Source organism: Xanthobacter agilis (assembly GCF_021730435.1).
GTDB lineage: Bacteria > Pseudomonadota > Alphaproteobacteria > Rhizobiales > Xanthobacteraceae > Xanthobacter > Xanthobacter agilis.
In genome coordinates this window covers 56349-77083 of sequence record NZ_JABWGX010000008.1, presented here as the reverse complement: position 1 = coordinate 77083, position 20735 = coordinate 56349, and the positions used below count along the sequence as shown (strand labels likewise).

Here is a 20735-nt window from a genome sequence, read left to right as displayed (position 1 = left end):
TTTCTTCACGCGGGCCGGAATCCATTCACTTGAACAGGCTCTAAAGGTGGCGATTCTCGTATTCGATGGTTTCGGCGATCAGCACCCGCCAGAGCGCGGTCGCCACCCCCTCAGGCAAGCCCTCCGCCCGGCCCAGGCTTTCCACCCGCTCCAGCACCTCGTCGATCCGGTCCTGGAGCAGCGCGGGAATGCCCGCGGCGCGCTTGATATCCACCACGCCCTCCACCACGCCGAAGCGCTCGACCAGAAGCGCGATGAGGCGCGCATCGATCTCGTCGATGCGCGCCCGCGCCGCCTTGAGGGCCGGCGGGGCCGCGTTCAGCCCCGCCACCACAGCTCCTCCACGGGGAAGCGGCCAGCCGCCTCCTCGATAACTTCGGCGAGCGAGAACAAAGTGGTCTCCTCGAACGGGCGGCCGATGAGCTGGAGGCCCAACGGCAGGCCATCCGCCGAGAGCCCGGCGGGTACGGAGATGCCCGGCAGGCCGGCCATGTTCACCGTCACGGTGAAGACGTCGTTCAGGTACATCTCCACCGGATCGGCCTTCAGCTTCTCGCCGATGCCGAAGGCGGGCGAAGGCGTCGCCGGGGTGAGCACCGCGTCCACGCCGGCCGCAAACGCGAGGTCGAAGTCGCGCTTGATGAGGGTCCGCACCTTCTGCGCGCGCAGGTAATAAGCGTCGTAATAGCCGGCCGAGAGCACATAGGTGCCGATCATGATGCGGCGCCGCACCTCCGGGCCGAAGCCCGCGGCACGGGTATTCTCGTACATCTCCACCACGTCCTTGCCGGGCACGCGCACGCCGTAGCGCACGCCGTCATAGCGGGCGAGGTTGGAGGAGGCTTCCGCCGGCGCCACGATGTAATAGGCCGGCAGCGCATATTTGGTGTGGGGCAGGGAGATGTCGACCACCTCGGCGCCGGCCTCCTCCAGCCACCGGGCACCTTCCTGCCACAGGGCGTCGATCTCGTCCGACATGCCGTCCATGCGGTATTCGCGCGGAATGCCGATCTTCTTGCCCTTCACCGAGGCGCCCACCGCCTGCTGATAGTCCGGCACCGGACGATCGACGCTGGTGGAATCCTTGGGGTCGTAGCCGGCCATGGAGCGCAGCAGCAGCGCCGCGTCGTTCACCGATCGGGCGAACGGGCCGGCCTGATCGAGCGAGGAGGCGAAGGCCACGATGCCCCAGCGCGAGCAGCGCCCATAGGTGGGCTTGATGCCCACGGTGCCGGTGAAGGCCGCCGGCTGGCGGATGGAGCCGCCGGTGTCGGTGCCGGTCGCCCCCGCGCACAGGAAGCCGGCCACCGCCGCCGCCGAGCCGCCGGACGAGCCGCCGGGCACCAGCGGCGCCTGATCGCCGTCGCGCCGCCACGGCGACACCACGGGGCCGAAGGCCGAGGTTTCATTGGACGAGCCCATGGCGAACTCGTCATTGTTCAGCTTGCCCAGCATCACCGCCCCGTCGCGCCAGAGATTGGCGGTGACGGTGGACTCATACTGCGGCACGAAATTTTCGAGGATCTTGGAGCACGCGGTGGTGCGCACGCCCTCGGTGCAGAACATGTCCTTGATGCCGAGCGGGATGCCTTCGAGCGGGCCGGTATCGCCGGAGGCGATGCGCGCGTCGCTCTCCTTGGCCATCTTGAGGGCGATCTCGGGCGTCTCGAGCACATAAGCGTTGAGATGGCGGGCTTCGCCCATCGCCTGGAGATAGGCCTCGGTCAGCTCGACGGAGGTGAATTCGCCCTCCGCCAGCCCTTCGCGGGCCTCGGTCAGGGTGAGCTGGGTCAGATTGGTCATTCCACCACCTTCGGCACGGTGAAGAAGCCGCCTTCGGTATCGGGCGCGTTGGCGAGCACCTTGTCGGGACAATTGCCGTCGGTGACCACGTCCTCGCGCATGGGGAGTTGCATGGGCACCACGCCGGTCAGCGGCTCCACGCCGGACACGTCGAGATCCGCCAGTTGCTCCACGAAATCAAGCATGGCGTTGAGTTCATTCTGAAGGTGGCCAAGCTCCTCGTCGCGCACCGCGATGCGCGCAAGATGGGCCACCCGGCGGACGGTCGCCTGATCGACGGACATGTAACGCTCCCAAAAGCTGAGGCCGCTATAGCAAGGGGGCCGGCGCACACGCAACGACTCTACGCATGAGCCGTCCATTCGGGCTGTCCATTACGGCATGATCCCCAGGCACTGACCGGCCTGAAACGAGACATCCGCCCTCGTCCGCGAGGCCTTGGGAGCCCTCGTCACGCGCGAAAGCGCCCATCGCCTCACGGCTGTCGGCGGAATGATCTCACCCCTCCCGCACCACCTGGAGGAATTGCGCGCCATAGCGCGAGAGCTTGGCCTCGCCGACCCCGGAAATGGCGCCGAAATCCCCCATTGAATGGGGGCGCGCGCGGGCAATCTCCATCAGCGTCGTGTCGTGGAAAATGACATAAGGCGGCACCCCCTGGGCCCGTGCCAGCTCCAGCCGCAGCGTCTTCAGACGCTGGAACAGGCTTTCATCGCCGGGATCGGACAGCGCCGCCCGCGGCGGACGTTGTCCGGCGGTGGCGCGGGCGGCGCGAGCCGCCTTGGCGCGCACGTCCGCCTTCAGCTCCACCCGTTCGGCACCGCGCAGCACCGGCCGGCATTTTCCGGTGAGGGTCAGGGCGCCGTGCCCCTCCACGTCCACCGCCAAAAGGTCCATGGCCACCAGCTGCCGCACGATGGCCCGCCATTCGTCGCGCGGGAATTCCTTGCCGATGCCGAAAGTGCTGATCTGGTCGTGGCCGAACTTCAGCACCTTCTCATTCGCCTGACCGAGCAGCACATCGATGACGTGGCCCGCGCCGAACCGCTCGCCGGTGCGATAGACGCAGGAGAGAAGCTTCTGCGCCGCCTGCGTGCCGTCGAAGGTCTTGGGCGGATCAAGGCAGGTGTCGCAATTGCCGCAGGGCTCGGCCAGCGTCTCCCCGAAATAGGCGAGCAGCACCTGCCGCCGGCATTGCGCGGTCTCCGCGAGGCCCAGCAGCGCGTCGAGCTTCTGCCGTTCCACGAACTTGCGCGCCTCGGGCGCATCGGAGGACGAGACGAACTGAATGAGCTTGGCCACATCCTCGACGCCGTAGAGCAGCAGCGCCTCGGACGGCAGGCCGTCGCGGCCGGCGCGGCCGGTCTCCTGGTAATAGGCCTCGATGCTTTTCGGCAGATCGAGATGCACCACGAACCGCACATCCGGCTTGTCGATGCCCATGCCGAACGCCACCGTGGCCACCATCACCACGCCTTCCTCTTTGAGGAATCGATCCTGGTGGCGGGCGCGCGTGGCCGCGTCGAGGCCCGCATGGTAGGGCAAGGCGTTGAGGCCCTGGGTCGCCAGCATCTCGGCGGTGGCCTCCACCTTGGCGCGGCTCATGCAATAGATGACACCGGCCTCGCCCTCGTGCTCCTTCAGGAAGGTGTGGAGCTGGGCCTTCGGATTGCTCTTGGGCACGATGCGATAGCGAATGTTCGGCCGGTCGAAGGAGGACAGGAACACCCGCCCCTCTTCCAGCGCCAGCCGTTCCACGATCTCCCGCCGGGTCGGCACATCGGCGGTGGCGGTGAGCGCAACGCGCGGCACGCCGGGAAACCGCTCATGCAGAACCGTCAGTTGCCGGTATTCGGGCCGGAAATCGTGCCCCCATTGGGACACGCAATGGGCCTCGTCGATGGCGAACAGCGCGATGTGGGCGCCGGCCAACAGGTTCAGGAACGAGTCGGTCAAGAGCCGCTCGGGCGCCACATAGACGAGGTCCAGCTCGCCATTGGCCAGATCGCGTTCCACCTGCCGCGCCTCGGCGGGCGCAAGGGTGGAGTTGAGCGCCGCCGCCCTCACGCCAAGCTGGCGCAACGCCTGAACCTGGTCGTGCATCAGCGCGATCAGGGGCGAAACGACGATGCCCGTACCCGGCCGCACCAGCGCAGGCACCTGATAGCACAGGGATTTGCCGCCGCCGGTGGGCATCAGCACCAGCGCATCACCACCGGACACGACGTGTTCCACGATCTCCCGCTGGGGTCCGCGAAAGGCGTCGTAGCCGAACACCTGACGCAGGACGTGGAGCGGCTCGGGCGGCGTCGCGTCGGGCGAAGACTTCTGAGACTTGGCCATGGCCGAGTTATAGGCCCCGCGCCGAGTCGCGCAATGGGCGCGGGCGCCGGCCCTCCATTCACGGACGGCCGGCGGATCGCGCTCAGACCTCGAAGGTATCGCCGCTCGCCGGCACCACCACCTTCACCGGGTGGTTTTCCAGCGCCGCCACGAACGCCGAGGGGTCCTGCACCAGGATGGGGAAGGTGCCGTAATGGCAGGGCACCACCACTTCGACCCCCGGCAGGAAGCGCTTCACCGCCAGCGCGGCGACCTCCGGCCCCATGGTGAAGCGGTCGCCGATGGGCAGGATAACCACCTTCGGCTGATGGATCTCGCACATCAGGGCCATGTCCGAATAGATGTCGGTGTCGCCCATGTGCCACACGGTGGGCTCGCCGGGCGCCTTCACGATCAGGCCGGTGGGATTGCCCAGATATTCGGACGGCGATCCGGGTCCGCCCGAGGAATGGTCCGCCCGCGCCATGGTTACGGTGAATCCGCCCAGGTCCACGGTGCCGCCGGTGTTCATCATCACGTTGGTGCCGCCGCAGCCGTTGGCGGCGAGGAAGGCGCACACCTCGGGATTGGTCACCACGGGGATCTCGGTGCCGGCATCCGCCGCGTCCTCGACGATGGAAATGGTGTCGCCGATATGGTCCGAATGACCATGGGTCAGCAGAATGTGCGTCGCCCCGCGCGTGGCGTTCTCCACGCCGAAATTGAAGCTCGGATTGCCGGTGTAGAAGGGATCGATGAGCACGCCCTTGCCCGCGAAATCGAGCCGGAAAGCCGCGTGGCCGAACCAGGTGATCTTCATGGAATTGCGCCCTTTGGCTGCGCCTCTTGAACAAATGGGGCCGGCGCCGCGCCGGCCATGACGAATGGACGGGGAGTATCCGGGAAGGCTCGGTCCCACGCAACGGCCCTCTCGCGCGCCCCGGCGCCATGGCTGCGCGCGCCGCCCCGTGCTAGCCAGAGACCATGAGTGAACCTTCCGCCTCCCCCGCCGCGAGCGCCCCCATCGGTCCCCTGGCCGACCTTGCCGATCGGCTGCCGCCCCGCGGCTCCATCCTCGGGCTCGACCTCGGCACCAAGACCATCGGCGTTGCCACCTGCGATCCCGATCGTCGCCTTGCCACGGTGGTGGAGACGGTGTGGCGCACCAAGTTCACGGCGGATGCGCAGCGGGTGCTCGCGCTCGCGGGCGAGCGGCGAGCGATCGCCTTCGTGCTCGGCTTGCCGCTCAACATGGATGGAACGGAAGGCCCGCGCGCGCAGGCCACCCGCGCCTTCGCCCGCAATTTCGCGAAGCTCACCAGCCTGCCCATCGCCCTTTGGGATGAGCGCCTGTCCACCGCCGCCGTCGAACGGGCGCTGATCTCCGCCGACGTGAGCCGCGCCAAGCGGGCGCAGGTGGTGGACCAGCACGCCGCCGCCTTCATCCTGCAAGGGGCGCTCGATTTCCTCGATCGCCGGTCGCATGCGGAGAACGAACGCGGATTTTCACCAGAAGCCTGATTCGGACACCGTCCGTGCCCCGGTTGTTCCACGCCTGTCCAGCCCGCGTCTCGTTTCGGGACAGGGGCTGGCTTATTTCTTCAGCAGGGACGCCACTTCATTATTGAGCGTCTCCGCGAAGCCGCCCAAGCTTCCGGCCACCCGGCGCACCGCCATGGCGGCGTCCCGCGTCTCGCTCGCCGCATCCGACACGCCGGAGATCATCTGGCTCACGGAGCGATTGGTGGTGGCCTGCTCCTCGACGCCTGCTGAGATCAGCGCGAACGCCTCGCTCAACTGCCGCACCTTGGCGGAAATGTCCGACACCGCCCGCGCTGCGGTCTGGCTTTCCTGCTGCACGGAACTCACGAGCTGGCGAATATCCTGAATGGCGCTGGCGGTCTGCACGGCCAAGGTCTTCACTTCCTGGGCAACCACCGCGAAGCCGCGCCCATATTCGCCGACCCGCGCCGCCTCAATGGTGGCGTTGAGCGCCAACAGGTTGGTCTGCCCGGCGATCTTTTCGATCAGGGCCGTGACCTGGCCGATGCGCTCCATGCTCGCGGACAGCCCCGCCACGGTGTGGTCGGCGCCCGTCGCCATCTGCGCCACGTCGCCGGAGAGGCCGGTCATGTCGCTGATCTGGCGGCTGATTTCATCGAAGGAGGCCGACATCTCCACCGCCGCCGACGAGACCGACGCCGAGGTCCGCTCGCTGTTTTCCGTCAGCTCCAGCAGCCGGTCGGACGAGTGCTCCATCTCCTTGGACGACGCGGTCATGGCACCGACCACTTCGGTGACCTGATCCGCCAGCTTGATCCGGTCGGTGGCAACCGACCAGGTGACCATCGGCCGGAGATAGCTCCCGTCGTCGCCGTGGATCGCCGCCATGCGCAGGTCGAGCACCTCGGGGCCAATGTGGATCAATGCCGAATGGGGCAGATTGGCGGAGTCCTTCAGCAACCGGTGCTGCATGTGCGGCTGCTTATGGAATACGTCGATGGAGGCGCCGATCACCTCGGACGCTTTCACCGGCAGGTGTTGCTCCAGGCGTTTCAGGGTCTCGCGGCTGGCCCGGTTGGCATAATCGATGCGGAAGTCGTCCAGCGAGCAGGTCATCACGTTGATCGGCACGTCTTCCAGCATGTGGAAGAGCACCTCCGTGCGCCGGGCGTTGCGCGCCTCCTCGCTCACCACGTCCCAGGTGATCTCGGTCTGAGCATAGTTGCCCTTGCGATCGCGGACGACATTGGCCTTCAGCTCAATCGTTTCGTCGCCGAGCCGCAGGACGAGGCGCAGCGGCAGCTTCGCCGGATCGGCCATGAGGTCGCGCGGACGAGCTGAATGATTCGCGAACAGCATGTCGAGGGGCGCGCCGACGATGCTCCGCGGCGGTACCGGCAACAGGTGCGCGAGGCTCTCCAGCAGCTCCAGCGACCGCGCATTGGCATAAATGACGGTGAAAGAGGCCGGATCGCACAAGAGCACCGCGACCGGCAAATTGTCGAGAACCTGGGTAGCCTGCGCGGCCGCGTCTTTTCGCGCGGCTCGGCTGAATGCAACGACAGACATGATAACCCTTCCGCAGCACGGCGCGAAATACCAACGCGGGCGAGACGAAAGCGCCTTAAGGCCCTCTCCGGTTTCCCCCTTTCCCCATAGGCTAAAAAGTTGAGCTTGTCTGAAGCTGGAGCAGCAATGGCCGTGACAGAATGATGAGCGTTGGGGAATGCAACAAATGGCTTGCGAGGGCGTGGCGGCCGCGAAAGGGTGCCGTGAACAACGACCTTCCCGACCCGCCAACGTGACCATAGGTAACGATGGGCGGGCTCATCACCCTTCAGCGTGATCATGGCGACCATCCTCAGCGCGCTCGTTCCCGTCTTCCTCGTCATCGCCCTCGGCGTCCTGCTGCGCCGGCTCCTGCTGACCGACGCCGTCCATTGGGTGGCGCTGGAAAAGCTCACCTATTTCGTGCTGTTTCCGGCGCTGCTGGTGGTTTCGGCCGTCAAGGCGGACCTCTCCAAGGTCAACATCTTCGCCGTGGCGGGCACATTGATCGCAACGGTGCTGCTGCTATCGGCGCTGCTGGTCGCGCTGAACCGGCCGGTGCGGCGCGCATTCGCGGCGGATGGCCCGGACTTCACCTCGTTCTACCAAGGCGCGGTGCGGTGGAACACTTATGTGGTGCTCGCGGTGGCGGGTGGGCTGTTCGGCGCCGAAGGCATCACCATCGCGGCGCTGGCGCTGGTCACGCTGATCCCGGTAGTGAACGTGAGCGCGGTCCTGGTGCTGGCCGCCTTCTCCGGGCGCGAGCCACCCACGCGGCGCTACATCCTCGGGCAGCTTGCGCGCAATCCTTACATTTCCGCCTGCCTGGTCGGCGCCGCGCTGAACGTGCTGCACATTCCCGTGCCGCGCGTGGTGTTGGAATTCGGCGATATCCTGGGCCGGGCGTCCCTCGCCGTGGGCCTGCTGGTGGTGGGCGGCGGACTGGCGCTCCACACCATGGCGCGCCTGAAACCACTGGTGGTGGCCTCGCTGGCGACCAAGCTCCTGGTGAAGCCGGCGATCGCCATCAGCATCGGCCTATTGGTGGGGCTCTCAGGCGCGGAACTGGTGGTCGTGGCCCTGATCGCGGGGGTTCCGTCGGCGCCGGCGGGCTACATGCTGGCGCGCCAGATGGGCGGCAACGCGACGCTGCTGGCGGAAATCCTCACCCTGCAGATCATCGCCGCGGCCTTCACCCTGCCCCTGGTCGTGGCGGTGGCGTCCGCCTTCGCGGGCTGACGCCGGATGCGGCGCGCCGGAACCGCCGCGCCGTGGCGCCCAATGGGTCGCGGCGCGAACGGCCCGCGGAACACCCCTTCAGCAGGGAGAGACCCAGTAGCCAGCGCTGCCCGGACCGGTGCTGACCCAGCAACTGCGCGGATTGACCGGCGCAGGCGCCGCAATCGGCCCCACCGGCCCCTGCACGTAGACCTCCGGCACCGGGTAGAGATAGACCCGCGGCGGCTGGCCGTAATAGATGGGCGGGGGCACCGCACCCACCACCACCGGCGCATTGCCGATGCCGAGCGCCACGCCCGGCGCACCGGTTGAGGGCGCGGGCGGCATGCAATTCCAGCATCCCTGATACCAGCCGCCCCCCTGCTGCTGCGGAGGCGGAGGCGGGGGGACGCGCGCCACCGGCGGGGCCTTCACCGTCGGCTGCACCCCGTAGAGATCCGTGGCGCAAGCCATCGGGGCGAGGGCAAGGACCCCGCCGGCCAGCAACGCCAGAGCCGCCGCCCGGCCCCCTGCTCCGATCCTGGACGTCATGACAGAACTCCGTTGCCTCCAACTGCGCAACCGGCGGCGCCTTCACGCCGCCGCCGATTCTCAAAGACACAGGCCCGCACCTTAGGGCCGGAACATTGCACCCGATCTACACGGCCGCGAGATCGCGCGACGCCACATCCGCCAATCCCCCGCCAAAGCCGCGCAAAGATGCGGCTTCGGCTTGCCGGGCGGGCCTGCTGCGGATATGCCTCGCGCCTGCCATGTCATCCGCTCCCGCCTTCACCCTCTCCGGCCGAGACCTGCTCGGCATCGAAGGCCTCACCGCCAGCGAGATCCTGTCCCTGCTCGACCTTGCCGAGGAGTTCGTCGAACTCAACCGGCAGATCGAGAAGAAACGCTCTACCTTGCGTGGGCGTACCCAGATCAACCTGTTCTTCGAGGCCTCCACCCGCACACAGTCCTCCTTCGAGATCGCCGGAAAGCGACTCGGGGCGGACGTGATGAACATGTCGGTGGGCTCGTCCTCCGTGAAAAAGGGCGAGACGCTGGTGGATACCGCGATCACGCTCAACGCCATGCACCCCGATATATTGGTGGTGCGGCACCACGCCTCGGGCGCGGTGGCGCTGCTGGCCCGCAAAGTGGACTGCTGCGTGGTCAATGCCGGCGACGGCGCCCACGAGCATCCCACCCAGGCCCTGCTGGACGCCCTCACCATCCGCCGCAACAAGGGGCGGATCGAGGGGCTGACCGTCGCCATCTGCGGCGACGTACTCCACTCGCGGGTGGCGCGTTCCAACATCCTCCTGCTCTCCACCCTCGGAGCGCGGGTGCGGGTGGTGGCGCCCTCCACTTTGCTGCCGGCCGGCATCGACCAGTTCGGGGTCGAGGTCTACCGCTCCATGGAAGCGGGGCTCGAAGGGGCGGACATCGTGATGATGCTGCGCCTCCAGCGCGAGCGCATGAGCGGCTCGTTCGTGCCATCGGTGCGGGAATACTTCCACTATTTTGGCCTCGACGAGGCCAAGCTGCGCATCGCCGCCAAGGACGCGCTGGTGATGCACCCCGGCCCCATGAACCGCGGCGTCGAGATCGATTCGGCGGTCGCCGACAGCCCCCGCTCGCTGATCCGCGAGCAGGTGGAGATGGGCGTCGCCGTGCGCATGGCGGTGCTCGACACTCTGGCCCGGAAGCTTCCCAATGCGTGACGCCCGCTCCTTCGCGCGTGAGCCGCGCCCGCTCCTCCTTGCCAACGCCCGCATCATCGATCCGTCCCGCGGGGCGGACTTCACGGGCGACCTCTATCTCGCCGAGGGTGTCATCAAGGACGCCGCGTTCGGCCTCGCCGCCGCCGGCATTCCCGAGGGCGCGGAGGTGGTGGATTGCGCCGGTTCCGTGGTCGCCCCCGGCCTGGTGGACATGCGTGCCTTCGTCGGCGAACCCGGCTTCGAGCATCTGGAAACCTTGGCGTCCGCCAGCCATGCGGCGGCGGCGGGCGGCGTCACCACCCTGGTGTGCCAGCCGGACACCGACCCGGTGGTGGACGACCCGGCCATCGTCGATTTCATCTTGCGCCGCGCCCGTGACACGGCCGTGGTGCGCGTGCATCCCATGGCCGCCATCACCCGCGGCCTGAAGGGCGAGGAGATGACGGAGGTGGGCCTGCTGAAGGCCGCCGGGGCCGTCGCCTTCACCGATGCCCACAAGTCCATCATGAACGCCCTGATACTGCGGCGCGCCCTCACCTACGCCCGCGACTTCGACGCCCTCATCGTCCACCACACCGAGGACGCCACCCTTTCCAATGGCGCCATGAACGAGGGGGAGTTCGCGTCCCGGCTCGGCCTCGCCGGCATTCCCAAGGCGGCAGAAACCATCATCCTCGAACGGGATCTGCGGCTCGTGGCGGGGGTGCGCGGGCGCTACCACGCCGCCGCCCTCACCTGCGCCGAATCGCTGGAGGTGCTGGAGCGGGCGAAGGAAGCCGGGCTGCCGGTGACCGCCTCGGTCTCGATCAACCATTTGTCCTTCAACGAGCTCGACGTCTCCGGCTACCGCACCTATTTCCGGCTGCAGCCGCCATTACGCGCCGAGGAGGACCGGCAGGCGCTCATTCGCGCCGTGTCCTCCGGCCTCGTGGACGTGATGGTGTCCGACCATGTGCCCCAGGACGTGGAAGGCAAGCGCCTGCCGTTCTCCGAGGCGGAGCCCGGCGCCATCGGCCTTGAGACCCTGCTGCCGGCCGCCTTGCGCCTCGTGCATTCCGATGCGGTGGACATCGTGAGCCTGCTGGCGACGCTCTCCACGCGCCCGGCGCAGATCCTCGGCCTCGACGCCGGCACGCTGAAGCCGGGCGCCCCGGCCGACGTGATCGTGTTCGATCCCGACCTGCCGTTCGTGCTGGAGCCGGGACAGCTCAAGTCGCGCTCGCGCAACACGCCGTTCGACGAGGCGCGGCTGACCGGACGGGTCCAGCGCACCATCGTTGCCGGCGAGGTGGTCTACGAATACGTTTAACCGCCGCGACTGATTTGACCTCCCGCCTTCGGGTCCGCCATGCTCGCTGATCTTCCGCCGTCCCTCCTGCACCCGCTGGCGCTGGTGTTCGGCTATCTCCTGGGGTCCATCCCCTTCGGCCTGCTGCTGACCCGCCGCGCGGGCACCAAGGACATCCGAACCATCGGATCCGGCAACATCGGCGCCACCAACGTGCTGCGCACCGGCCGCAAGGATCTCGCCGTCCTCACGCTGCTGGGCGACGCCCTCAAGGGCACGGTGGCGGTCATGGTTGCCGATTCTCTGGGTGGGGAAACCGCCGCGCTCGCCGCGGCTCTGGGCGCGTTCCTCGGCCATATCTTCCCGGTGTGGCTGAGGTTCAGGGGCGGCAAGGGGGTCGCGACCTTTCTCGGAATCACGCTGGGGCTCGCTTGGCCGATCGCCGCCGTGTTCGCGCTGGTCTGGCTGATTGTTGCCTATTTCAGCCGCTATTCGTCCCTGTCCGCGCTCTGCGCGTCGCTGGCGAGCGTGCTGCTCGTGATGTGGAAGGGCGACGACCAGATGGCGATGCTGCTCGGGGTGCTGACCTTGCTGTTGTGGATCAAGCATCGCCAGAACATCCAGCGCCTGACCAACGGAACCGAGGGCAAGATCGGCGCGAAGAGCTGAGGGGCGGCGCGACCATGGCCGCCAAGCGCACCACAGGCACCAAGGGCCAGAACACGGCAAGCCCGCAGAAGGCAGGCCCCGGCAAGGGTGAGCTGCTGAGCCCGGAACAGCGCCTCGACTGGCTCCGCCTCATTCGCACGGAAAACGTCGGCCCCCGCACCTTCCGCACCCTCATCAACCAGTTCGGCGGCGCAGCGGCGGCGCTGGAGGCGCTACCCACCCTCGCCCGGCGCGGCGGGCGCCTGCTGCCGCCCCAGACCCCCACCCGTGCCGAGGCCGAAGCCGAGATGGCGGCGCTCGCCCGTGGCAAGGCCCGCCTGGTGGCGCTCGGGGAACAGGACTATCCGTTTGCCCTGCGCAACCTCGACGACGCTCCGCCCCTGCTCGCGGTGCGCGGGCGGGGCGAGGTGCTGCGCGGGCCCATGGTGGGCATCGTGGGCGCCCGCAACGCCTCGGCCGCCGGGCGCACCTTCGCCCAGAAGATCGCGCGCGAGCTGGGCGCCGACGGCTGGGTGGTGGTGTCGGGCCTCGCGCGCGGCATCGACGCCGCCGCCCATGAGGCGAGCCTTGAGACCGGCACGGTCGGCGTGTTCGCCGGCGGCCTCGCCCGGCCCTATCCACCGGAAAACATGAAACTCATCGAGAGCGTGGCGGACAAGGGCGCCATCGTCTCCGAAATGCCCCTCACCTGGGAACCGCGCGCCCGCGACTTTCCGCGCCGCAATCGCCTGGTCTCGGGCATGGCGCTGGGCGTGGTGGTGGTGGAGGCGGCCGAGCGCTCCGGCTCCCTGATCACCGCACGCCTCGCCGCCGAGCAGGGGCGCGAGGTGTTCGCCGTGCCCGGCTCTCCGCTGGATCCGCGGGCGGGCGGCACCAACCGCCTGCTGAAGCAGGGCGCGACCCTGGTCACCGATGCCGCCGACATCATCGAGGTGCTGGCGCCCCTCCTCGGCCGCCCGCCCGAAAGCAGGCTGGAGGCGGAACAGCCGCCGGCGGACCACGGCCCGGAGCCGGCCGAACCCGCCGCCGACGCCCGCGCCCGCATCATCGAGCTGCTCGGCCCCGCCCCGACGGCCATCGACGATCTGGTGCGGCTATCGGGCTGCGCGGTCGCGGAGGTTCAGATCGTGCTCCTGGAACTCGACCTCGCCGGACGGCTCGACCGGCCCGGCCCCGCGCTTGTGGCGCTGCGCTGAGCGCCCCCGGCGGCTCAGGGCGTCGTCGCGCCATCCCCACCCCCCGCCTTCACCGTGACCACGGCGCGGGCTTCGAGGCGCGCCATGTCGAGGATATAAGAGAGTGTGACAAGCCCGCTGCCGCGCGCCAGCCGCGACAGCTCCTCGCTCAACACCGCAATATAGGCGGCCACCGATGCGGGGTCGTCCATCTGCAGCTCGGGCGGCTGTGGCCCGGACATGACATCCCCAGAGGTCCTGTCGCCTGCTGTCTTGTTCATGGAGCGATCCCGTCGACGACCATTCAAATGGTTGGCAAATACGTCTTAAAGATTGATTTTCATATTAAAACATACCACCGGTTGTATTCTGCAAGGGAAGCCGGAGGGCGCGCCACGGACCTTGGCATTTGACAGGTGCCGCCGGCGTGCCCATCTTGCAGCCGCCTTTTGGAAACCTTGCCGGCCCAAGGTGCCGTTTCCGCTGTGAAACGAGCGCGGTCGACCGAGGGTTCCAGCTTGGGGGGAGCTACCGGCGCAACGAGACGACACCCGCGACGGGCTTGCGGCATCGGCCGCCGCCCGTGGGGGAACGGCTCGCGTCGGCGCTCTCCGAAGGTCCGCGCAATGGGGCCACGGACCAGAGAGAGACGTTAGGTCATGCAGGTCGTCATCGTCGAATCGCCGGCCAAAGCGAAGACGATCAACAAATATCTGGGTCCGGGCTATGAGGTCATCGCCTCCTATGGCCATGTGCGGGACCTGCCCTCGAAGGACGGGTCCGTGGACCCCGACGCCGACTTCCACATGCTTTGGGAAGTGGACCCCAAGGCGCAGAAACGGCTCAACGAGATCGCGAGCGCGGTGAAGGGGGCGGACGCGCTCATCCTCGCCACCGACCCGGATCGCGAGGGCGAGGCCATCTCCTGGCATGTGCTGGAGGTACTGCGACAAAAGAAAGCGCTGAAGCACCAGAAGGTGGAGCGCGTCGTCTTCAACGCCATCACCAAGCAGGCCGTGCTCGACGCCATGAAGGCGCCGCGCGCCATCGACGTCGCGCTGGTGGATGCCTACCTCGCCCGTCGCGCCCTTGATTATCTGGTGGGGTTCACGCTCTCGCCGGTGCTGTGGCGCAAGCTGCCCGGCGCCCGTTCCGCCGGCCGGGTGCAGTCGGTGGCGCTGCGTCTGGTCTGCGAGCGGGAACGAGAGATCGAGACCTTCGTCGCGCGGGAGTATTGGTCCATCGTCGCCCGTCTCGCCACGCCCCGCGCGGAGGAGTTCGAGGCGCGCCTGGCCGGTGCCGACGGCAAGAAGATCACCCGCCTCTCCGTGGGCTCGGCCGAGGAGGCCCAGGCCTTCCGCACGGCGCTGGAGAGCGCGGCGTTCCGGGTGCGCTCGGTGGAAGCCAAGCCGGTGAAACGGCATCCGCAGCCCCCCTTCACCACCTCGACCCTGCAGCAGGAGGCGAGCCGCAAGCTCGGCCTGGCCCCGGCGCGCACCATGCAGATCGCCCAGCGCCTTTATGAGGGCGTGGACGTGGGCGGCGAAACAGTGGGTCTCATCACCTATATGCGAACCGACGGCGTGGACATGGCGCCGGAAGCCATCGCCGCCACCCGCGGCGCCATCGGCAAGCAGTTCGGCGCCCGCTATCTGCCCGGCGTGCCGCGCAAATACACGGTGAAGGCCAAGAACGCCCAGGAAGCCCACGAGGCCATCCGCCCCACCGATCCCGGCCGGCATCCCCGCGAGGCGGCGCGCCATCTCGACGGCGAGCAGGCCAAGCTCTACGAACTCATCTGGACCCGCACCATCGCCAGCCAGATGGAATCGGCGGAGCTGGAGCGCACCACCGCCGACATCGAGGCGAAAGCGGGAGGCCGCACCCTCGACCTGTCCGCCACCGGCACGGTGGTGAAGTTCGATGGCTTCCTGGCCCTCTATCGCGAGGGCAAGGACGATGACGACGAGGACGAGGAGGGCCGCCGCCTGCCCGCCATGAGCGCCGGCGAAGGCCTCGACAAGCGCGGGATCGAAACCGCCCAGCACTTCACCGAGCCGCCGCCGCGCTATTCGGAAGCCTCGCTCGTGAAGCGCATGGAGGAGCTCGGCATCGGCCGCCCCTCCACCTACGCCGCCGTGCTCGCGGTGCTGCGCGACCGCGAATATGTGAAGCTCGAAAAGAAGAAGCTGCTGCCGGAGGACAAGGGCCGGCTCGTCACCGCATTCCTCGAGAGCTTCTTCAAGCGCTATGTGGAATACGATTTCACCGCCGACCTGGAAGAAAAGCTGGACGAGGTCTCCGCGGCGCAGCTCGACTGGAAGCAGGTGCTGCGTGACTTCTGGAAGGATTTCCACGCCGCCATCGGCGCCACCAAGGAGCTGCGCGTCTCGCAGGTGCTCGATGCCCTCGACGAGATGCTCACCGCCCACATCTTCCCGCCCAAGGCGGACGGCTCGGATCCCCGCCTGTGCCCCACCTGCGGAGCCGGGCGTCTGTCGCTGAAGATGGGCAAGTTCGGCGCCTTCATCGGCTGCTCGAACTATCCTGAATGCCGCCACACCCAGCCCCTCACCGGGGACGGCTCCCCGGAGGGCGACGGCAAGCGCGTGATCGGGCTCGACCCGGAGAGCGGGGAAGAAGTGACCGTGCGCGCGGGCCGCTTCGGCACCTACCTCCAGCTCGGCGAGGGCAAGGACGGCGAGAAGCCCAAGCGCTCGTCGCTGCCCAAGGGCCTGGCGGCCGCCGATGTGGATCTCGACACCGCCCTGAAGCTCCTGGCGCTGCCGCGCGAGGTCGGCAAGCATCCGGAGGACGGCGACCCCATCCTGGCCGGCATCGGCCGCTATGGGCCTTATGTGCAGCACGGGCGCACCTATGCGAACCTGGAGACCGGGGACGATGTGCTCAACATCGGCCTCAACCGCGCTGTAACGCTGATCGCCGAGAAGCAGACCAAGGGTCGCGGCCCGCGCGGCGCCACCCCGGCCGGCCGCGGTCTCGGCGACCATCCCACCCTGGGCGGGCCGATCACCGTGCGCGCCGGCCGCTTCGGCCCCTATGTGAACCACGGCAAGGTGAACGCCACCCTGCCCAAGTCCATGGACCCGGAAGCGCTGACCCTCGCGGACGCGGTGGGGCTCATCGACGCCAAGGCCGCGACCACGCCGGCCAAGGCCCCGCGCAAGACCACCGCGAAGGCGGGCGCCAAGGCCAAGGCATCGGCAGGGGACGACGGCGAGGCCGCTCCGTTCGACGGCGCGACGACCAAGACGTCGACAGCCAAGAAGCCGGCCGCGAAGAAGCCCGCTACGAAAAAGGCGACCACCGCCAAGGCCCCGGCGAAGAAGACGAAAAGCGCCTCGGCCACCGATTGAGGCCCCGACCATCGCCAAAGGGGCGTCCCCCAAGGGAGGTTCCCCAAGGGAGGCTCCCCAAGGGACGTCCCAACGGGGCGGCGGCCGCGCCACGGTCCGCCCGTTGAGGTTTCCGTTGCGGGCCGTCACCCGACAGCGGCGGCAGTCGGCGGCGCTCCCGCCTCCCGGCGCTCTGCAACCGCCGCGCGCACCGGATCGGCGGGCGCGGCGCGGTGCACCAGATGGTGCACGAAGCCGAGCTTGACGATCACACCGGGGCTCAGGATGAAGGGGTAGGCATCCGCCATGCCCATGCAGCGGTTGAGGCTGTTGAGCGCGAACGCGATGGGTAGCCACGCCCCCACCATGTCCTGAATGTCGTAGGCTCGGTACGGGTTGAAATCCACCTGAGACTTGAGATCGCCGCTGCGATCGAGCCGCGGCGCCACCCGCATGCCGAACGCCCCGACCATCTCCAGCGTATCAACGATGTGGATGTAGTGCTTGAATGTCTCGGCGAAGTCCTCCCACGGATGGGAGGTGGCATAAGCCGAAACGTGGTTAACCTGCCAATCGGCAGAGGGACCAGCCTTGTAATAGGCTTTGAGGGCCTCCCCATAATCGGCGCTTTCGTCACCGAACACCGCGCGGAACGCCGAAACGCGCCCCGCATCCCGCACCAAGCAGTTCCAATAATAATGCCCCACCTCGTGCCGGAAGTGCCCGAGCAGGGTGCGATACAGCTCGCCCAGATCATTGCGGCGCTGCTCCCGCTCCGCGTCGTCGGCCTCTGCCAGGGCTATGGTGATGAGCCCTTCATCATGGCCTGTCATGATCTTCGGCGCATCCTGCTCGGACGGGTCCGCGAGAAAATCGAAGCACAGGCCCCCTTCGCGGTCCTCATTGCTCTCCAGAGGCAGGTTGAGCTGCAACAGCGAATAGATAAGGCGGTGTTTGGCCACCTCGATGCGCTGCCACTTCTTCAAATAATGTGGATGGGTCAAGTCCGGCACGGTGCGATTATGGCGGCAGGCGAGGCAGTATTCGCCCTCCTGCTCGGCCGGCACCAGCCAGTTGCAGACATCATAGGCGGCGTTGGCGCAGAAACGGAAGCGCCGCTTCTCGACCCCCACCGCGCGGAAGGCGTCGCCCTCGGGCTCCAACTCCATCAGGTTGTTACGTTCAGGCAGGTAACCGAGGGCATGGCCGCACTTTTCGCAGCGCCGGTTTTCGAAATAGAGAAGCTGGCCGCAGACCTCGCATCGAAACAGCCGCATCGTCCTGCACCTTCGCCTTCGCCGGAACAAAGATTGCGCCAATATCGCCCACTTGCATCTGAAATTCCATTCCACAGGCGCCCGCACACCATCTTTCATGGCTCGCCCGTCATCGTTGTTCAGGGACCGCCCACACACCACATCTCACACGGCGACGCTCCAACTCTTGTGCAACGCGGCAGGACCACGCTCCGCATTTGTGGTGACGGGGCGGCCGCAAGGCGCCATCATTCACGGATGACCCGTCCCGCCACCACCCCCACCGCGCTCTTCACCATCGGCTATGAGCAGACCACGCCCTTCGCCTTCCAGGACGCCCTGACTGGTGCCGGGGTCGATCTGGTGGTGGACGTGCGCGCGGTGGCGGCCTCACGCCGGCCGGGGTTTTCCAAGACGGCGCTGGCCGCCGGCATCGCCGAGCACGGCATCGCCTATGTCCATCTCAAGGCTCTGGGCACGCCGAAGGACGGTCGCCTGGCCGCCCGCTCCGGCGATCACGACACGCTGATGCGCATCTACGACGCCCATCTTGCGACCGCTCCGGCCCAGGCCGCCCTTGAGGAGCTGGCGGACCTGGCGCGCGGGCGGCGGCTGTGCCTGCTGTGCTACGAGCGCCATGTGGAGGGCTGCCATCGCCTGCGCCTCGCCCAGTGGCTGTGCGAGCGGCTGGACCTTCCCGCCCGCCATCTGGTGGCGGCTCCCTTCTAGCCCCGCCGACGGCAAGGCGCCGCCGGCTTCACATGGCGGTCTTGGTTGCGAGGTAGCGTCATAGGTCAGTGGAAGCGTATTTTCCACGCCGACGAAAGCGACCAGCATGACGGCTTTATCCATCTCCCCAATCACGGCTTTGGGTGAGCGGCGGAGTGGGGCTGAAGCGGGTGGCAAGCGGATGCTGCGCGGCATCATCCTGGCCGTCTCCCTTGCCGTAATGCTCGCCTTCTTCGCCTTCTCCTTCTTCATCGACAGGCACCAGCAGGCGCTGCTGACCCGGGAGGTGGAAGCCAAGCTCGACACCGCCGGCGCCCTGGCCGCGACCTCGGTCGCCAACTGGTTCGCGGCACGGGTGATGCTGATCGAGGAGGTGGCGGACGCGATCACGGCCGATCCCGGCGCCGCCGCCTCCCTCATCGACAATCGGGAGCTGCTGCGGGCGTTCAAGGAGGTGTACATCGGCCGCCCCGATGGGGTGTTCCTCCATGTTCCGGCCGAGCCGATGCCGGCTGGCTACGACCCCCGCGCGCGCCCCTGGTATCAGGCCGCCGAACGCGCGGGCAAAGTTGTCCTGACGCCGCCCTACAAGGATGCCACCACCGGCCGGCTGGTCATCACCGTCGCCACACCGGCGCGCACCAAGGATGGCCTGGTCGGCGTCATCGGCGGCGATTTCTTCGTCTCGGCCCTGCAAACCCATCTCGCCGCTGTGGATTTCGGCGGCATGGGCTTCGCTTTCCTGGTGGACGACAAGGGCGCGATCCAAGTGCATCCGCAGGATCAATGGGTCGGCAAAAGCCTCTCCGACCTGTTCTCGGGCAAGGCGCCGCCCATCTCCACCCAGATCACCAGCGCCAGCATCGGGGGACACGAGATGCTGGTCGCCTTCGTGCCGCTGAAGGAGCTGGAGGGCGCTGACTGGCACCTGGCGGTGGCGATCGACCCGCAGAAAGCCTTCGCTGGCCTATATGAACTGCGCATGGTGGCGATCGCGGGCACGCTGGTGGCAGCTCTGGCCTGTGCGGTGCTGCTCAGCCAGTTGCTGCATCGCGCCATCGGCCGCCCGCTGGCGCGCATGACCACGGCCATGAACGGCCTCGCCCAAGGCGATCTGTCCATCGCCGTCCCCGACCTCGCGCGGCGCGACGAGATCGGCGCCATGGCGCAGGCCATGCAGGTCTTCAAGCAACACGCCACGGCCCGCGCGGAACTGGAGGCCGAGGCACACGCGGCGGCGCAGGCCCAGTGCCGGCGCGCCGAAACCGTCGACGGCCTAGTCGCGGCCTTCAACCGCGACATCACCGGTGTGCTCGATCTCGTCGCCACCGCCGCCCAGACGCTGGAGACGACGGCGCGCTCCCTGACTGGCACCGCCGATACCGGCGCCCGCAACGCCCAGGGGGCCGCTGCCGCGGCCGAACAGGCCTCCGCCAACGTGCGCAGCGTCGCCGCCGCATCCGAGCAGCTTGCCACCTCCATCGGCGAGATTTCCAGCCGCATGAACACCTCGCGGGCGGTCGCGGAGCGCGCCGCCACCGCCGCGCGGGACACCGACGGCACGGTTCAGAGCCTTGTGGCAGTGAGCTCACGAATTTCGGAAATCGTCAGCCTCATCAACGCCATCGCCGACCAGACCAACCTTCTGGCCCTCAACGCGACGATCGAGGCGGCGCGCGCCGGAACAGCCGGCAAGGGGTTCGCGGTGGTCGCGGAGGAGGTAAAGTCCCTCGCCGGTCAAACCGCCAGCGCCACCGAGGACATCTCGGCCCAGATCCGGGCGATCCAGGAGGCATCGAAGGCGGCGGTGAGCGCAATTCATGAGATCGGCGCGGTGATCGAGGAGATCAACACCATCTCCGGAGCCATTTCCGACGCCGTGACCCAGCAGGGCGCCGCAACCCAGGAGATCGCCCGCAGCGTTCAGCAGGCGGCGGCCGGCACGGCCGAGGTCAGCGGCAATATCGTGGATGTGCGCCAGGGCGCCACCGCCACCGGCCGGGATGCCGGACAGGTGCTCGAGGCCGCGTCCCACCTGTCGCGGGAAGCGCGGGACCTGCGCCAGCGGGTGGAGCATTTCCTCGCGGCCATCCGCAGCGCCTGAGGCCGCGAGAGCCTTTTCAAACGACGCGGATTCGGGTTCGCTG

General features: G+C 67.9%; 18 protein-coding genes. 9 read left to right on the top strand and 9 right to left on the bottom strand.

Annotated elements, in window-relative coordinates:
• Positions 1 to 40: 40 nt before the first annotated feature.
• The 5 genes from HUW53_RS07810 to HUW53_RS07790 all read right to left on the bottom strand — a co-directional run bounded on the left by HUW53_RS07810 (position 41) and on the right by HUW53_RS07790 (position 4945).
• Positions 41 to 331 carry a chorismate mutase gene (locus HUW53_RS07810; RefSeq protein ID WP_237345192.1) on the bottom strand — a complete coding sequence of 97 codons (291 nt, stop codon included), beginning with the start codon at positions 329 to 331 and terminating at the stop codon, positions 41 to 43.
• Entirely contained in the window at positions 319 to 1803 is a 1485-nt protein-coding gene (gatA, locus tag HUW53_RS07805) for an Asp-tRNA(Asn)/Glu-tRNA(Gln) amidotransferase subunit GatA (RefSeq protein ID WP_237345191.1), read from the bottom strand. Before gatA ends, HUW53_RS07810 begins: the two co-directional genes overlap by 13 nt.
• Positions 1800 to 2087, bottom strand: a complete 288-nt coding sequence (gatC, locus tag HUW53_RS07800; RefSeq protein ID WP_237345190.1) for an Asp-tRNA(Asn)/Glu-tRNA(Gln) amidotransferase subunit GatC — start codon at positions 2085 to 2087, stop codon at positions 1800 to 1802. Before gatC ends, gatA begins: the two co-directional genes overlap by 4 nt.
• 214 nt (positions 2088 to 2301) lie before the next feature.
• Positions 2302 to 4146 (bottom strand): DNA helicase RecQ, encoded by a 1845-nt coding sequence (recQ, locus tag HUW53_RS07795; RefSeq protein WP_237345189.1) that lies wholly within the window; start codon positions 4144 to 4146, stop codon positions 2302 to 2304.
• An 82-nt stretch (positions 4147 to 4228) separates the two neighbouring features.
• Positions 4229 to 4945 carry a metal-dependent hydrolase gene (locus HUW53_RS07790; protein ID WP_237345188.1) on the bottom strand — a complete coding sequence of 239 codons (717 nt, stop codon included), beginning with the start codon at positions 4943 to 4945 and terminating at the stop codon, positions 4229 to 4231.
• Between the two features lie 164 nt (positions 4946 to 5109).
• On the opposite strand from HUW53_RS07790, the gene ruvX reads away from it, so the two are divergent.
• Positions 5110 to 5646 (top strand): Holliday junction resolvase RuvX, encoded by a 537-nt coding sequence (ruvX, locus tag HUW53_RS07785; RefSeq protein WP_237345187.1) that lies wholly within the window; start codon positions 5110 to 5112, stop codon positions 5644 to 5646.
• Positions 5647 to 5718: 72 nt separating this feature from the next.
• Here ruvX and HUW53_RS07780 read toward each other — a convergent pair whose 3' ends face one another.
• On the bottom strand, positions 5719 to 7197 hold the full coding sequence (locus tag HUW53_RS07780; protein WP_237345186.1) for a methyl-accepting chemotaxis protein: 1479 nt from the start codon (positions 7195 to 7197) through the stop codon (positions 5719 to 5721).
• 279 nt (positions 7198 to 7476) lie between these two features.
• Here HUW53_RS07780 and HUW53_RS07775 point away from each other — a divergent pair, with 279 nt between their 5' ends.
• Positions 7477 to 8415: an AEC family transporter gene (locus tag HUW53_RS07775; RefSeq protein WP_237345185.1), complete on the top strand. Its 939-nt coding sequence runs from the start codon at positions 7477 to 7479 to the stop codon at positions 8413 to 8415.
• 78 nt (positions 8416 to 8493) lie between these two features.
• Here the strand turns inward: HUW53_RS07775 and HUW53_RS07770 are convergent, their stop codons facing one another.
• Positions 8494 to 8946 carry a hypothetical protein gene (locus tag HUW53_RS07770; protein ID WP_237345184.1) on the bottom strand — a complete coding sequence of 151 codons (453 nt, stop codon included), beginning with the start codon at positions 8944 to 8946 and terminating at the stop codon, positions 8494 to 8496.
• Positions 8947 to 9167: 221 nt separating this feature from the next.
• Here HUW53_RS07770 and HUW53_RS07765 point away from each other — a divergent pair, with 221 nt between their 5' ends.
• The 4 genes from HUW53_RS07765 to dprA are packed head-to-tail and all read left to right on the top strand — an operon-like array spanning position 9168 to position 13268.
• Entirely contained in the window at positions 9168 to 10115 is a 948-nt protein-coding gene (locus tag HUW53_RS07765) for an aspartate carbamoyltransferase catalytic subunit (protein ID WP_237345183.1), read from the top strand.
• The gene (locus HUW53_RS07760) at positions 10108 to 11424 is read left to right on the top strand and encodes a dihydroorotase (RefSeq protein WP_237345182.1); all 1317 of its coding nucleotides are present in this window, start codon (positions 10108 to 10110) and stop codon (positions 11422 to 11424) included. Before HUW53_RS07765 ends, HUW53_RS07760 begins: the two co-directional genes overlap by 8 nt.
• Before the next feature lie 39 nt (positions 11425 to 11463).
• Entirely contained in the window at positions 11464 to 12072 is a 609-nt protein-coding gene (plsY, locus tag HUW53_RS07755) for a glycerol-3-phosphate 1-O-acyltransferase PlsY (RefSeq protein ID WP_237345181.1), read from the top strand.
• 14 nt (positions 12073 to 12086) lie between these two features.
• A complete protein-coding gene (dprA, locus tag HUW53_RS07750) occupies positions 12087 to 13268 on the top strand; it encodes a DNA-processing protein DprA (protein WP_237345180.1) in 1182 nt (393 codons plus the stop codon).
• 14 nt (positions 13269 to 13282) lie between these two features.
• Here dprA and HUW53_RS07745 read toward each other — a convergent pair whose 3' ends face one another.
• Positions 13283 to 13528, bottom strand: a complete 246-nt coding sequence (locus HUW53_RS07745; RefSeq protein WP_237345179.1) for a hypothetical protein — start codon at positions 13526 to 13528, stop codon at positions 13283 to 13285.
• A 378-nt stretch (positions 13529 to 13906) separates the two neighbouring features.
• On the opposite strand from HUW53_RS07745, the gene topA reads away from it, so the two are divergent.
• A complete protein-coding gene (gene topA / locus HUW53_RS07740) occupies positions 13907 to 16624 on the top strand; it encodes a type I DNA topoisomerase (RefSeq protein ID WP_237345178.1) in 2718 nt (905 codons plus the stop codon).
• A 125-nt stretch (positions 16625 to 16749) separates the two neighbouring features.
• Here the strand turns inward: topA and HUW53_RS07735 are convergent, their stop codons facing one another.
• Positions 16750 to 17880 carry a zinc-binding metallopeptidase family protein gene (locus tag HUW53_RS07735; RefSeq protein WP_237345177.1) on the bottom strand — a complete coding sequence of 377 codons (1131 nt, stop codon included), beginning with the start codon at positions 17878 to 17880 and terminating at the stop codon, positions 16750 to 16752.
• Positions 17881 to 18117: 237 nt separating this feature from the next.
• Between HUW53_RS07735 and HUW53_RS07730 the strand changes: the two genes are divergently transcribed.
• Together HUW53_RS07730 and HUW53_RS07725 are read left to right on the top strand one after the other, a co-directional pair.
• On the top strand, positions 18118 to 18588 hold the full coding sequence (locus tag HUW53_RS07730) for a DUF488 domain-containing protein (RefSeq protein ID WP_237345176.1): 471 nt from the start codon (positions 18118 to 18120) through the stop codon (positions 18586 to 18588).
• A 106-nt stretch (positions 18589 to 18694) separates the two neighbouring features.
• Complete coding sequence (locus HUW53_RS07725; protein ID WP_237345175.1) at positions 18695 to 20692, top strand: methyl-accepting chemotaxis protein; 1998 nt, start codon at positions 18695 to 18697, stop codon at positions 20690 to 20692.
• The last annotated feature ends 43 nt before the right edge of the window (positions 20693 to 20735 follow it).

Coding starts and splice junctions, on each gene's coding strand:
- gatA (WP_237345191.1), bottom strand. CDS start 1,803: ATGACCAATCTGACCCAGCTCACCCTGACCGAGGCCCGCGAAGGGCTG.
- gatC (WP_237345190.1), bottom strand. CDS start 2,087: ATGTCCGTCGATCAGGCGACCGTCCGCCGGGTGGCCCATCTTGCGCGC.
- recQ (WP_237345189.1), bottom strand. CDS start 4,146: ATGGCCAAGTCTCAGAAGTCTTCGCCCGACGCGACGCCGCCCGAGCCG.
- HUW53_RS07790 (WP_237345188.1), bottom strand. CDS start 4,945: ATGAAGATCACCTGGTTCGGCCACGCGGCTTTCCGGCTCGATTTCGCG.
- ruvX (WP_237345187.1), top strand. CDS start 5,110: ATGAGTGAACCTTCCGCCTCCCCCGCCGCGAGCGCCCCCATCGGTCCC.
- HUW53_RS07780 (WP_237345186.1), bottom strand. CDS start 7,197: ATGTCTGTCGTTGCATTCAGCCGAGCCGCGCGAAAAGACGCGGCCGCG.
- HUW53_RS07775 (WP_237345185.1), top strand. CDS start 7,477: ATGGCGACCATCCTCAGCGCGCTCGTTCCCGTCTTCCTCGTCATCGCC.
- HUW53_RS07770 (WP_237345184.1), bottom strand. CDS start 8,946: ATGACGTCCAGGATCGGAGCAGGGGGCCGGGCGGCGGCTCTGGCGTTG.
- HUW53_RS07765 (WP_237345183.1), top strand. CDS start 9,168: ATGTCATCCGCTCCCGCCTTCACCCTCTCCGGCCGAGACCTGCTCGGC.
- HUW53_RS07760 (WP_237345182.1), top strand. CDS start 10,108: ATGCGTGACGCCCGCTCCTTCGCGCGTGAGCCGCGCCCGCTCCTCCTT.
- plsY (WP_237345181.1), top strand. CDS start 11,464: ATGCTCGCTGATCTTCCGCCGTCCCTCCTGCACCCGCTGGCGCTGGTG.
- dprA (WP_237345180.1), top strand. CDS start 12,087: ATGGCCGCCAAGCGCACCACAGGCACCAAGGGCCAGAACACGGCAAGC.
- HUW53_RS07745 (WP_237345179.1), bottom strand. CDS start 13,528: ATGAACAAGACAGCAGGCGACAGGACCTCTGGGGATGTCATGTCCGGG.
- topA (WP_237345178.1), top strand. CDS start 13,907: ATGCAGGTCGTCATCGTCGAATCGCCGGCCAAAGCGAAGACGATCAAC.
- HUW53_RS07735 (WP_237345177.1), bottom strand. CDS start 17,880: ATGCGGCTGTTTCGATGCGAGGTCTGCGGCCAGCTTCTCTATTTCGAA.
- HUW53_RS07730 (WP_237345176.1), top strand. CDS start 18,118: ATGACCCGTCCCGCCACCACCCCCACCGCGCTCTTCACCATCGGCTAT.
- HUW53_RS07725 (WP_237345175.1), top strand. CDS start 18,695: ATGACGGCTTTATCCATCTCCCCAATCACGGCTTTGGGTGAGCGGCGG.